This is a genomic window from Microcystis sp. M_OC_Ca_00000000_C217Col, from assembly GCF_007095585.1.
Lineage (GTDB): Bacteria > Cyanobacteriota > Cyanobacteriia > Cyanobacteriales > Microcystaceae > Microcystis > Microcystis panniformis.
Map to the genome: position 1 here is coordinate 1 of NZ_SFBV01000213.1, position 11,753 is coordinate 11,753.

An 11,753-nucleotide genomic window follows, 5' to 3' on the forward strand; every position below is an offset into this window, starting at 1 on the left:
AGTTCTCTCGTTACCTTTGAGTTCAGCGAAGATGTCACCGGTTTTGCCGACGGTGATGTGAGCGTCAGCGGCGGAACCCTGAGCGACTTCACCCAGGTGGATGGCAACAGCTATACGGCCATCTTCACGGCCGACGATGGGGTGGAAACCATTTGCTCGGTGTCCGTGGCAGCCGATAGCTACAGTGATCTTGTCGGTAACAATGGTGGAGCGGGTACGGATACGGTGACGATTGATACACTTAATCCGACCGTGGGCATCACCTTCGACAACTCACCGCTCACTGGCCAGAACTTTAGCACTACAGTTACCTTCCAGTTCAGCGAAGCCGTAAGTTTCACGGCCAGTAATGTCACCCTAGCCAACGGGGTGTTGAGCAACTTCACTGGCAGCGGCAGCAGCTACACCGCCACCTTCACCGCGACTGACTTCCAGTCGCCAACGGGAACAGTGGCGGTGTCCAACGACTATTTCGATATCCTTGGCAACCAGGGTGTTGCCAATTCGGCCAACATCGCCCTGACCGTGGGCGGCGGTCCTGACCCGAATGATGGGCCGTCTGGAGGCGACAGTGTGATTGGCTCAGGTACACTTGGCGCGGATTTCATCACTGGATCAAATGGTAACGACAACCTTAGCGGCATCGACGGCAACGACACCATCAATGGCGGCGACGGCAATGACACCATCAACGGCGGCACCGGCGCCGACATTATCAGCGGCGGCACCGGCAACGACAACATCATCGGACTCGGCGGCTTTGATCTGATCTACGGCGGATCTGGCAATGATACCATCAATGGTGGTAATGGTATTGACACCATCGTCGGCGGGTTCGGCAACGATTCCCTCACCGGTGGCGGCGGCGACACCTTCCGGTTTCTGAGCATCTACGACCAGCAGGATGTGATCACCGGTTTCAACGACACCATCGTGTTCGATATAACCGGTGCCAGCGCCTTCACAGCCTTGGGTAGCGGGGCTTTGGGAACCACAACCTACACCGGTGCAATTGCTGGCGGTTACCTCACCTACAGCGGCGGGGTACTCTCCTACGATGCCGATGGCTCTGCGGGATCAACCTTCAGTCCGTTGGCGATTGTCACGTTGACCGGAACTCTCACCCCCACCCTCTCCGACACCAAAGTGCTGTTCCAGGCGCTCTAGCTCAAGCAGGCATTCCCCGCCTTATTTCTCCGGCCCCTGCTGGCCATTATTGCGGGGAATGTTCTTAACTTCTTCTGCTCTGCACCTGCTTACCGGCTCTGGTTTTGAGCCAGTCCTTAGCCAGTCCGTAGAATTTATTGGGGATTTTCGGGACATCGAACCCCTCAAAGCCGAACGGTAGGGACTCGCGCGGTTTCGTTGAGAAAATTGTCGGAAAAGAGATATTAACTCAGAAAGCGATTATACTCAATGATCGAAGACTATTGACCAGCGATCGATGAACCAAGACAACGAGATTAGTCATTTACTAGACCTCATGCCTGCTTCGGGACGGATGATGACGCGCATTGTCAGCAAACCCGAAAGCACCAAGGTAATCGAAACTAATTTTCCCCTGCCCTGGCAAAGAGGAGTCAGACCGATTCCAATTAATTTTGACCTCTGGCGGCAATTATCAAGACCCCAACGGGATTTAGTCTTGTTAAGGGCTGTCTGTGTTTTAACGGCAGTAAAATGGTTTAAACCCGATCTCGATCGAGTAATTGCTCTGGCTGGTATGATCGGTTTAACCGTGGAAACCCTGCAAACCGATGCCGTCGGTATGGCAGTAGCGGGGGGTTTAACTGCCTTGGCAATTAACCGGATTTGGCGGGAAAAACGCAGCCCCCAACGGGAATTAGATGCGGATGAAGCAGCCCTAAAAGTGGCTGTTAGACGCGGTTACACGGAAACCGAGGCCGCTAAAAGTTTATTATCGGCTATTGAGACTATAGCTGAAATTGAAGGGCGATCGAGTCTCAATTTTAACGAGTTATTGCGCTGTCAAAATCTGAAAAAATTAGCCAATCTCTCCTTTGTTGGTGTTCCCGATCAGGTGAGACAATCCTAGGGTCAGTTGTTTTGGCTATCAGCTTTCTTTTTACTGATTACCGATCACTGACTACTTAAATCCCTAACCTTAAAATAACTACTATAAAAATATCTTTCCCCTTGCTCAATGGCTGCAATTGACTCTTTAGAAAAAGTCTTAAAATATCACTTTGGCTACGATCAATTTCGACCGAATCAACGCCAAATAATTGAGGCTGCTTTAAATAATCAGGATTTATTAGTAATTATGCCCACTGGAGGCGGTAAATCTCTCTGTTTTCAGCTACCTGCTTTAATCAAAAAAGGGGTGACGGTGGTGGTTTCTCCCCTAATTGCTTTAATGCAGGATCAAGTAACTGCTTTAGCTGATAATGGCATCGGGGCAACATTTCTCAATAGCACTTTAAATGCTAAACAAGTCAGAGAAAGAGAATCTTTAATCCTGCAAGGAAAAATTAAACTGTTATATGTCGCGCCAGAAAGATTATTATCGCCTAGTTTTTTAGATTTTTTAGCTGTTATTGATAATTACCTTGGTTTAGCCTGTTTAGCGGTAGATGAAGCTCACTGTGTCTCCGATTGGGGTCATGATTTTCGCCCTGAATATCGACAAATTAAACAAGTTCGTCAACGCTTTCCCTCTGCACCAATTCTGGCTTTAACTGCCACCGCTACCCAACAGGTTAGGGAAGATATTATCCAACAATTAGGATTGCGAGATACTTCCATTCATATTGCTAGTTTTAATCGTCCTAATCTTTATTATGAAGTTCGATCTAAAACCAGTAAATCTTATCAGCAATTGTATCAATATATTAAAGGACAAAAAGGATCAGGAATAGTTTACTGTATCAGCCGGAAAACCGTCGATAAAGTTGCCGAACAGTTACAAAAAGATGGTATTGATGCCCTACCCTATCACGCCGGTATGGATGATCGGGAAAGAAGCGAAAATCAAACCCGTTTTATTCGGGATGATGTGCAGATTATGGTGGCAACAATTGCCTTCGGTATGGGGATTAATAAACCAGATGTGCGCTTTGTCGTTCATTATGATTTACCCCGCAATTTAGAGGGATATTATCAAGAATCGGGCCGCGCCGGTAGGGACGGAGAACCGGCTAAATGTACCCTCTTTTTTAGCTTTGCAGATGCCAGAAAAATTGAGTATTTTATTAACCAAAAAACCGAGCAAAATGAACAACAGAAAGCTCGTCAACAATTGCGACAGGTGTTAGATTATGCCGAAGGGACTGAATGCAGAAGATCGAGTGTACTAGGCTACTTTGGCGAAAGTTTTTCAGGTAACTGTGGTAACTGTGATAACTGTCGGAATGGTAACAATTCCGAGGATTGGACAATCGAGGCACAAAAATTTTTATCCTGTGTGGCGCGGACGGGACAAAAATTCGGTATGATGCACATAATCAACGTGCTGAGGGGAGGAAAAGGTGAAAGAATCACCCAATATCAACATCATTTATTATCTACTTATGGCATCGGTAAAGATAAAACTGTCGGGGAGTGGAAACGTTTAAGTCGTTCCCTTGTCCAGCAAAATCTACTGGTAGAAACTGAAGACAATTTTAGAATCTTGAAACTTAATCAAAACAGTTGGGAAGTGATGCGGAAACAACGTTCCGTGTTTATTGCCGTCCCCCAAAAAGCTAACGGTCAAATCTTGGGAGACGACAATCCCAATACGCTGGAAAGTGATTTATTATTCGAGCGCTTGCGACAACTGCGGAAAAAAATTGCCGATAGTCAAGGGGTTCCTCCCTACGTTATTTTTCATGATTCTAGTCTGCGTTTGATGGCTCAATCAAAACCCCGGAGTTTAGGGGAGTTTCGTCAAATTTCTGGAGTAGTACAAAGCAAAGTGCAGCAGTATGGTGATATATTTATAGCGGCAATTAATGATTTTTGTCAGGATAGTCTTCCCTCTACTCAATTCCTCACTCTCCAATACTATCAAGATGGTTTGAATGCGGAAGAAATCGCTCGCAAAAGAAGCTTAAAAGTCTCAACCATCTATGAACATTTAGCTAAATTGCTGGAAGCGGGTTACGAAATTGATATTAATCAGTTAGTCTCTAAAAATAAACAGGAATATATTCGTTTAGCGATTAAAAAAGTGGGTGATCAATCCCTGAAAACTCTCAAAGAAAATCTGGGAGATAATTATAGTTATGAGGAAATTAAATTAGTTGTTGCTTGGCAAAGACGACCCCGGCAATAAGGCCAGAGCAACTCTTTTGATGCAACCCTCCACTTTAAAAGCTATAATAGATAATCAGTTTTTAATAACCGGATTTAGTATTACAACCAGTGGGTTAATCCGCTCAAAAATTGCTTTTTTTCGGGGTTGAAACATTTTAAACCCCGATTTTTATCATCCGGGAAAAATAACTTCTAGGGGAGCGGGAATCATCTCGCTACGAAAGTCAAGAATCTGAACTAGGATTAAATAGGCAACGGCGATTAAAATCGAAATCGCTCCCGTGATAATGGCGATAATTTTAGCAGAATTCATATAATTAACCGATAATTTCCTCAGATTATTGATCTATTGCCGCAAAAGCTACCGAAATTTATTCTCATCTAGGATTGCGAGCCTAAACAATTGAAACTGAAGATAAGTAGGGAGGCAAAATTATTTGTAGGATGGGTTAGCGGTAGCATAACATAATCAGGCGTTGGGTTTCATGCTTCAACCCAACCTACGTTCATCTTATATTTAATTCCACCCACCCACTTATCTTACAGCACAATTCTCCCGGACAGTTGAGGGAAGGGAGTGCATCTCAGTTTTGTAAGTAGTCGTGGAAAATTAATTTCCTAGTCGAGACTCCGAGACAGGAGACTCCGAGACGGGAGACTCCGAGACGGGAGACTCCGAGACGGGAGACGGGATACAGCTATTAGGGATCGGATTTGAGTTTTCAGTTCACTGTTTACTGATCACAGCAGAAGTCTGACGGAGTAGTGGCTTAGATGTGTAATTAATTGTGCTTAGGCATTGCGCCCCTACCATAAACCCTATCTAAAGCTGTCCCTTGAAAATTTGACAGGAGATAGTTCTTGTGGTTCAATACATAGATTAAAATCTATGGTCAAGCTTTGAATTATTTTTTATTTGAATCTAGGCAACCAGCAAAACCCTTGCTATAATCGACAATATATGGTAATAGACCAATTCCATCCGCTGCATCCGCATCGGCATCCCCAAAGTTGATCAACCTCGCTTTGTTTTAAGGTAGGCTAAGGCCTGCCTTACTTTTTATCGGTGATCAGCAACCAGTAAGCAGAAAATTGCCATTTAATACCGATCACCGCTCAGACTCGGAAAACTCAAATCGGATCACTGGTGACTGATAACTGATCTGATCCCCTAGCGTGATAAGCTGAGTATTGGCTAATTTTACAAAAAATTAAGACTTTCCCCTTGTGGGAGTTATCAGCTAAAACCCAGAGTAGACATAAACAATGGTAGCGACAACAGAAACTAACGTTGGTAAAATCGTCCAGATCATCGGTCCGGTCATCGATGCCGAATTTCCCAGTGGCAACCTGCCCCGTATTTATAATGCCTTAACCGTAAAAGGAACTAACTCCGCCGGTCAAAATTTATCCGTTACTTGTGAAGTACAACAGTTACTCGGTGACAACCAAGTGCGGGCCGTTGCCATGAGTACCACCGATGGTTTAGTGCGCGGTATGGATATCGTGGACACTGGCGCGGCGATTAGCGTTCCCGTGGGTAAATGCACCCTCGGTCGGATTTTTAACGTTCTTGGTGAACCCGTGGACGAAAAAGGACCGGTTAACGTCACCGAAACCTCTCCTATTCACCGTCCCGCTCCCAAATTAGTCGATCTTGAAGTAACACCGACGGTTTTTGAAACCGGTATCAAGGTGATTGACCTGCTCACCCCCTACCGTCAAGGGGGCAAAATCGGCCTCTTTGGGGGTGCTGGTGTGGGCAAAACCGTCATTATGATGGAATTAATCAACAATATCGCCATTCAACACGGGGGTGTCTCGGTTTTTGGCGGTGTGGGTGAAAGAACCCGCGAAGGAAACGACCTCTACAACGAGATGATCGAATCGAAGGTAATCAACGCTGATAACCCCGAAGAATCGAAAATCGCCCTCGTTTACGGTCAGATGAACGAACCCCCCGGAGCGAGAATGCGCGTCGGTCTCTCCGCTTTGACCATGGCCGAATACTTCCGCGATGTCAACAAGCAAGACGTACTCTTATTTATTGATAATATCTTCCGTTTCGTGCAAGCCGGTTCGGAAGTATCGGCGCTCCTCGGTCGGATGCCTTCTGCGGTAGGATACCAACCCACCCTCGGCACTGACGTAGGCGACCTGCAAGAGCGGATTACCTCCACCAAAGAGGGATCGATCACTTCCATCCAAGCGGTCTATGTACCCGCGGATGACTTGACTGACCCCGCTCCCGCTACTACCTTCGCTCACTTGGACGGAACAACAGTACTATCCCGGGGTCTGGCTTCCAAAGGTATCTATCCGGCGGTAGATCCCCTCGGTTCCACCAGCACCATGCTCCAAGCTGATATCGTCGGTGATGAACACTACGGCACCGCTCGCGCCGTCCAATCTACCCTGCAACGCTATAAAGAGTTACAGGACATCATCGCTATTCTCGGTTTAGACGAATTATCGGAAGAAGATCGTCTCACCGTTGACCGCGCTCGCAAAATTGAGCGTTTCCTCTCGCAACCTTTCTTCGTGGCGGAAGTTTTCACCGGTTCCCCGGGTAAATACGTTACCCTCGCTGATACGATCAAAGGCTTCCAGATGATCCTCAAAGGTGAACTCGATAGCTTACCCGAACAAGCGTTCTATATGGTCGGCAGTATCGATGAAGCGATCGCTAAAGGCGCAAAACTCAAAAAAGGCTAATTAAAAGTCAGTAGTAACCGCTAAACGCGGTTACTAAACCCAGAAATCTGCCAAAATTATCGTTATTATCACCAATGAGCATTACAGTACGGGTTATTACACCCGATCGCATTGTCTGGGATAACGTGGCCGAAGAAGTAATCCTACCCAGTTCCACGGGACAATTAGGTATTCTTAGCGGTCACGCTCCTTTATTAACTGCCCTGAATATTGGCGTAATGCGAATTCGACCGGGGAAAGACTGGGAAAATATCGCGGTTTTGGGCGGTTTTGCCGAAGTCGAAAATAATGAGATCAAAGTCCTCGTTAATGGGGCGGAATTAGGCTCAAAAATCGATAAAGAAAAAGCTCGCGCCGAATACGAACAGGCCCAAACCCGTCTCGATGAAGTCAGTAAAGGGGATGACCGTCGCAAAACTATCCAAGCGCAACAATCATGGCGCAAAGCACGCGCTAGATACCAGGCCGCAGGCGGTTTAGTATCGGTTTAAACCAAGCCAAATCACATTAAATTAAAGCAAAATCGGGCGGGTTTATATAAACCTACCCGATTCTTTTTCAGTGATCAGTGATCAGTGATCAGTGATCAGTTATCAGTAGGTTGGGTTGAAGCATGAAACCCAACGCCCGATTATGTTACGCTACCGCTAACCCATCCTACAAATAATTGTGCCTCCCTACTTATTGAGAAGTTGCTGTTCTCCTACTGCTCGGTGATCACTGAAAAAGTTTCCTGTTTTCCGTTGCCTAAAACTGGAGATTTTGTCGCTCCCCATTAAGATAACTGCTATAAATTAATTGCTACCACTAAAAACAACTTCGGGGAATTTTAACTGTGCATCGGCCATGGGGATTTGTCGGCCTTGATTGCGTAACTCTTGCCAAAAATTAATTACTTCTGTGGCTTTGTTGAGAACATCGACGCGATCGGACTCATCAATCCAGTGTTTTGCTTCTAACTCCTCTTGCAGTTGTTGCCAAGCATCATTGCGCGGCCAGAAAAAATAAGCGGTGAGGGGGCTAGTTCCTTTGCCGACCACCTGATCCACAGCGATCGCTACGTTCTGATCTAACCACAATACTTTTAAAATAAACTTTGATTCGGAACTGACTGTCATTGTTAATCGTTAATCGTACAATTCTCGATCATATCATCTTTTGACTCAATTTTCCGCAGTCAGTTTTTAACTATTTTTTCCGATTTTTTCGCTAATAACCGCTATGATTCCCGAAACAGACTCTTTAGCTTCTAAACAAATCGGTGTGGCCGTAATTAGAGATGATCGAGATTTAATTTTAATCGATCGCCGTCTAGCCAAGGGACTCTTGGGCGGTTTTTGGGAATTCCCCGGTGGCAAAATCGAAGGCAATGAAACGGTACAAGAATGTATTAAACGGGAGATATTAGAAGAAATTGGCATTGAAATCGCAGTGGATAGTCATTTAATCACCATCGATCACACCTATAGTCATTTTCGGGTTAATCTACAAGTATATAACTGTCGTTATCTCAGCGGCCAAGCAAGAGCGATCGAATGTGAAGAAATCCGCTGGGTAACTATCGAGGAACTAGATCATTACACTTTCCCCGCGGCCAATCAAGAGATTATCAGAGCCTTAAAAGACATGGTAAACTCGAAATGATTGCTGCTAATCGTCGAGTAATTATGCTTAATCCTTCTATTCGTCAAGAACCACGCTATGAACCGGCCGCGGTTATTCCCCTAAAAAAAGACGCTTCCATTGTTGAGTGGTTAGAAAAAAATAATCGCATGATTCCCCGGGATAAAATCGCCGAACCGGATCTGACTCTCGAAGAAGATGTGGAACTATCTGAACTCATGGATGTCGATGATATCGGTTATGATGACGACGAGGACGAATTAGTCTTAGATGAAGATTAATCCCGTCTTCTTTGGCAAATTTTACCCTTATCTGACGCTTTAGTCGTGAACGCTAACATTTTTTCCGCCCCTATCTTTAAAAAACCCACTGGAACCCATCTCCTGATTCTACTAACGGGATTACTATTTCTGTTAGTAGTTTTTTTTCAGTCCACTAATTCCCTGTTACTCCCCCTGATGGCCACAACGTTAATCAGTGCTGGTCTTGGTTGTCAAGTAGTACCGATGCTGCGGCGCTTGAAAATGGGTCAGATTATGCGCGAAGATGGACCCCAGGCCCATTTAAAGAAAGCAGGAACCCCGACCATGGGAGGCAGCTTTTTTGTGCCAGTAGCCCTTATTTTCGCTTTAATCTGGTCTAAATTCACTCCTAATGTGGTGGCGGTTGCTTTGCTGACTTTTGCTTACATGGGTATCGGTTGGTTAGATGATTGGCAAATTCTGCGTTATAAGTCGAATAAAGGCCTATCTCCCCGGATGAAGTTAATTTTACAGATAGCGGGGGCGGTGCTTTTTTGTCTCTGGATGTCCTTCAATCAGGTGAGTACCGATATCGGCCTTTGGGGTCGATTAGTCATTCCTTTGGGCTTTTTCTTCTGGATTTTGGGGGGATTTGTCCTTGTGGCTGAAAGTAACGCCACTAATCTCACCGATGGGGTGGATGGATTAGCGGGGGGAACAGGTGCGATCGCTTTTTTGGGTTTAGCCATTATTATCGCTCCTAGTCATCCAGATTTGGCGATTTTCTGCACTTGTTTTGCTGGTGCTTGTCTAGGCTTCATTTTTCATAACCGCAACCCCGCTAAAGTGTTCATGGGTGATACGGGTTCCCTCGCTTTGGGAGGTGCTTTAGCTGCAGTGGGTTTAATTACTGGACATCTCTGGGGATTATTTTTAATTAGTGGTCTGTTCTTTCTGGAATCTCTTTCGGTAATCGCTCAGGTTATCTATTATAAAGCCACAAAAGGACCCGATGGCAAGGGCAAAAGATTATTAAAAATGGCTCCTTTTCATCATCATTTAGAATTAAGTGGTTGGACGGAAACGAAGATTGTGGGAGCTTTTTATCTGGTTAATGCGCTTTTAGTTGTCTTGGCTATTTGGACCAGTTAATTAAGCGCTAAAGGAAAGACCACAACCGCAGGTATTTTGGGTGTTGGCATTGGTAAAACGGAAACCACCACCCATGAGATCTTCTGAATAGTCTAATTTTAAAATTTGTAGGTAGCGATCGCTGTCAGGATCGACTAAAATATTAATACCCTGACTTTGATAAAAGCGATCGTTTTCTGCCGCAATAGGGGTTAATTCGAGATGGTAGTAAAGTCCCGAACAACCACCATTTTTTACTGCCAAACGCAGATAGGAACCAGTCAGACGACGGCTTTGACTCCAACGTTCAATTTCTCTAGCGGCGGCGGGACTTAATTCGATCATTGTTTTTGAGACTATTGTAATAATAATATCAAGTTCTTGTGAAGTTATACCACAGTTGTTGTCAAACTTTATGTTAAGTAGCTGGTTATAATTAAATTAAAAATGGATTTTAGGTTCGATCCCCCCTTAGTCCCCCCTTGATAAGGGGGGTGCCGATCCCCCCTTAGTCCCCCCTGCCCCCCTTGATAAGGGGGGTGTATGACAACTTTTAACGCCTACCTACTTAAGAAATATGTAACTAATAAATGGCGGGGGTAGCTGACAATTTTTAACACAGAAAAAGGGTTTCTCCGAGAAACCCTTTTTCTAGGTGACTTAGAAGGAGAGCTTAGACACTTAGATAAAGAAGCTACTAACATTAATGCTCCCTAAAGCTGGCAAAGTACCAGTAAATCCGGTGATATTTATTAATAAATCATTGCTGGATTGGAAGCCAGCCGTGAGAGGAGCGGGTATTTGTCACAGGGGAATTAATTTGTGGTAGCATACAATTAAATGCGTTTTATCTGCTAGGATAATGCTCAACCTTTCAAAAGACATTCATTCTCTAACTGAGTTTAAACGAAACACGACCCAGTTCCTAGAGCATCTCAAACAAACCAAAGACCCTTTGGTGCTTACGGTTGATGGGAAAGCAGCACTCGTCGTGCAAGATGCGGAATCCTATCAGACACTTCTTGAAGCTGCTGAATTGGTTGAGACGCTTAAAGGAGTCAAGCGTGGTCTTGAAGAGATGAAGCAAGGCAAAGGTAAGAAGGCAGAGGAATTCTTCTCTGAATTGTTCGATAAGCTGGACAGTTCTCCATGAGCCAAAAGTATCAAGTGGTCATACAACCAGCAAGCACAACAGGGAATTGAAAAAGCCTATCTGTGGTTCAGTAAAGATTCTCCTCGAAAAGCGAGGTTGTGGCTAGAAGGATTGTACAAAGCAATTCTGTCACTAGAGCAAATGCCTTACCGTTGTTCACTTGCTTTTGAAAATAATTTCTTGGAGGAAGAAATCCGACAACTTATTTATGGTAAGGGACGTAGTGCCTACAGAATTCTCTTTACCATCACTGGCGATATTGTGCAGATTCTTTTCGTGCGCCACGTTGCACAAAAGCCTTTGTCAAGTCAAGAAGATGAAGAAGAGTAGAGGCCCATGGCATACCATTGTTGTCCTAAATTGTGACGGCAAAGTTTTGATAGGTAAGGTTATACCATTTTTATTTATTCGTGGCAGACATCTTACTGTCCTCTCCCAAAAAGGGAGAGGGGGTGTGGGTGATGGTAATTAACCATCTCTGCCATTACTTTAGAAAAAAGGTATTAATTAAACAAAGAAATTACCCACTGGAATGTTCCCTAAAGCTGGTAAAGTACCAGTAAATCCGGTGATATTTATTAATAAATCATTGCTGGATTGGAAGCCAGCCGTGCTATCATTAATAACGAGAT

Annotated in this window: 15 protein-coding genes and 1 pseudogene; 11 read left to right on the top strand and 5 right to left on the bottom strand. The window is 44.8% G+C overall.

All coding sequences use genetic code 11. The annotated features are described in order from the left end of the window. The 4 genes from EWV66_RS12820 to recQ all read left to right on the top strand — a co-directional run. Positions 1-1,167, top strand: a 1,167-nt coding sequence (locus EWV66_RS12820) for an Ig-like domain-containing protein (protein ID WP_287115980.1), incomplete at its 5' end; no start/stop codon positions are given. 58 nt (positions 1,168-1,225) lie between these two features. Beyond that, positions 1,226-1,348: a hypothetical protein gene (locus tag EWV66_RS12825; RefSeq protein ID WP_260441373.1), complete on the top strand. Its 123-nt coding sequence runs from the start codon at positions 1,226-1,228 to the stop codon at positions 1,346-1,348. 96 nt (positions 1,349-1,444) lie between these two features. Further along, positions 1,445-2,056, top strand: coding sequence for a DUF3318 domain-containing protein (locus tag EWV66_RS12830; protein WP_002786558.1), 612 nt, complete (start codon positions 1,445-1,447; stop codon positions 2,054-2,056). A gap of 108 nt (positions 2,057-2,164) precedes the next feature. Beyond that, complete coding sequence (gene recQ / locus EWV66_RS12835) at positions 2,165-4,276, top strand: DNA helicase RecQ (RefSeq protein ID WP_052278196.1); 2,112 nt, start codon at positions 2,165-2,167, stop codon at positions 4,274-4,276. A gap of 153 nt (positions 4,277-4,429) precedes the next feature. Here recQ and EWV66_RS12840 read toward each other — a convergent pair whose 3' ends face one another. After that, positions 4,430-4,570 (bottom strand): hypothetical protein, encoded by a 141-nt coding sequence (locus EWV66_RS12840; RefSeq protein ID WP_002760440.1) that lies wholly within the window; start codon positions 4,568-4,570, stop codon positions 4,430-4,432. A gap of 953 nt (positions 4,571-5,523) precedes the next feature. On the opposite strand from EWV66_RS12840, the gene atpD reads away from it, so the two are divergent. Next, a complete protein-coding gene (gene atpD, locus EWV66_RS12845; protein WP_052278197.1) occupies positions 5,524-6,972 on the top strand; it encodes a F0F1 ATP synthase subunit beta in 1,449 nt (482 codons plus the stop codon). A gap of 74 nt (positions 6,973-7,046) precedes the next feature. Beyond that, positions 7,047-7,463: an ATP synthase F1 subunit epsilon gene (gene atpC, locus EWV66_RS12850; RefSeq protein ID WP_002760449.1), complete on the top strand. Its 417-nt coding sequence runs from the start codon at positions 7,047-7,049 to the stop codon at positions 7,461-7,463. A gap of 303 nt (positions 7,464-7,766) precedes the next feature. On the opposite strand, the gene EWV66_RS12855 is transcribed toward atpC, so the two are convergent. Further along, positions 7,767-8,090 carry a 30S ribosomal protein PSRP-3 gene (locus tag EWV66_RS12855; protein WP_002760450.1) on the bottom strand — a complete coding sequence of 108 codons (324 nt, stop codon included), beginning with the start codon at positions 8,088-8,090 and terminating at the stop codon, positions 7,767-7,769. A gap of 103 nt (positions 8,091-8,193) precedes the next feature. Between EWV66_RS12855 and mutT the strand changes: the two genes are divergently transcribed. Genes mutT through mraY form a run of 3 tightly spaced genes read left to right on the top strand, consistent with a single transcriptional unit; the run spans position 8,194 to position 9,989 of the window. After that, positions 8,194-8,616 carry an 8-oxo-dGTP diphosphatase MutT gene (mutT, locus tag EWV66_RS12860; protein ID WP_150976381.1) on the top strand — a complete coding sequence of 141 codons (423 nt, stop codon included), beginning with the start codon at positions 8,194-8,196 and terminating at the stop codon, positions 8,614-8,616. Beyond that, on the top strand, positions 8,613-8,876 hold the full coding sequence (locus tag EWV66_RS12865; RefSeq protein ID WP_002760451.1) for a DUF3134 domain-containing protein: 264 nt from the start codon (positions 8,613-8,615) through the stop codon (positions 8,874-8,876). Before mutT ends, EWV66_RS12865 begins: the two co-directional genes overlap by 4 nt. A gap of 45 nt (positions 8,877-8,921) precedes the next feature. Continuing rightward, complete coding sequence (mraY, locus tag EWV66_RS12870; protein ID WP_287107321.1) at positions 8,922-9,989, top strand: phospho-N-acetylmuramoyl-pentapeptide-transferase; 1,068 nt, start codon at positions 8,922-8,924, stop codon at positions 9,987-9,989. Here the strand turns inward: mraY and EWV66_RS12875 are convergent, their stop codons facing one another. Then, complete coding sequence (locus tag EWV66_RS12875; RefSeq protein ID WP_110578062.1) at positions 9,990-10,313, bottom strand: HesB/IscA family protein; 324 nt, start codon at positions 10,311-10,313, stop codon at positions 9,990-9,992. A 336-nt stretch (positions 10,314-10,649) separates the two neighbouring features. Next, positions 10,650-10,754: pseudogene (locus tag EWV66_RS24140) on the bottom strand (bluetail domain-containing putative surface protein); the annotation flags it as partial. Positions 10,755-10,830: 76 nt separating this feature from the next. On the opposite strand from EWV66_RS24140, the gene EWV66_RS12880 reads away from it, so the two are divergent. After that, a complete protein-coding gene (locus tag EWV66_RS12880; RefSeq protein ID WP_002746031.1) occupies positions 10,831-11,121 on the top strand; it encodes a type II toxin-antitoxin system Phd/YefM family antitoxin in 291 nt (96 codons plus the stop codon). 60 nt (positions 11,122-11,181) lie between these two features. Then, positions 11,182-11,451 (top strand): type II toxin-antitoxin system RelE/ParE family toxin, encoded by a 270-nt coding sequence (locus EWV66_RS12885; protein ID WP_230401259.1) that lies wholly within the window; start codon positions 11,182-11,184, stop codon positions 11,449-11,451. A gap of 177 nt (positions 11,452-11,628) precedes the next feature. Here the strand turns inward: EWV66_RS12885 and EWV66_RS12890 are convergent. After that, on the bottom strand, positions 11,629-11,753 hold a 125-nt coding region (locus EWV66_RS12890), incomplete at its 5' end, for a bluetail domain-containing putative surface protein (protein ID WP_502706148.1).

Excerpts from the sequence above, each read along its gene's own strand:
- EWV66_RS12825 (WP_260441373.1), top strand. The coding sequence starts at position 1,226 with ATGTTCTTAACTTCTTCTGCTCTGCACCTGCTTACCGGCTCTGGTTTT.
- EWV66_RS12830 (WP_002786558.1), top strand. The coding sequence starts at position 1,445 with ATGAACCAAGACAACGAGATTAGTCATTTACTAGACCTCATGCCTGCT.
- recQ (WP_052278196.1), top strand. The coding sequence starts at position 2,165 with ATGGCTGCAATTGACTCTTTAGAAAAAGTCTTAAAATATCACTTTGGC.
- EWV66_RS12840 (WP_002760440.1), bottom strand. The coding sequence starts at position 4,570 with ATGAATTCTGCTAAAATTATCGCCATTATCACGGGAGCGATTTCGATT.
- atpD (WP_052278197.1), top strand. The coding sequence starts at position 5,524 with ATGGTAGCGACAACAGAAACTAACGTTGGTAAAATCGTCCAGATCATC.
- atpC (WP_002760449.1), top strand. The coding sequence starts at position 7,047 with ATGAGCATTACAGTACGGGTTATTACACCCGATCGCATTGTCTGGGAT.
- EWV66_RS12855 (WP_002760450.1), bottom strand. The coding sequence starts at position 8,090 with ATGACAGTCAGTTCCGAATCAAAGTTTATTTTAAAAGTATTGTGGTTA.
- mutT (WP_150976381.1), top strand. The coding sequence starts at position 8,194 with ATGATTCCCGAAACAGACTCTTTAGCTTCTAAACAAATCGGTGTGGCC.
- EWV66_RS12865 (WP_002760451.1), top strand. The coding sequence starts at position 8,613 with ATGATTGCTGCTAATCGTCGAGTAATTATGCTTAATCCTTCTATTCGT.
- EWV66_RS12875 (WP_110578062.1), bottom strand. The coding sequence starts at position 10,313 with ATGATCGAATTAAGTCCCGCCGCCGCTAGAGAAATTGAACGTTGGAGT.
- EWV66_RS12880 (WP_002746031.1), top strand. The coding sequence starts at position 10,831 with ATGCTCAACCTTTCAAAAGACATTCATTCTCTAACTGAGTTTAAACGA.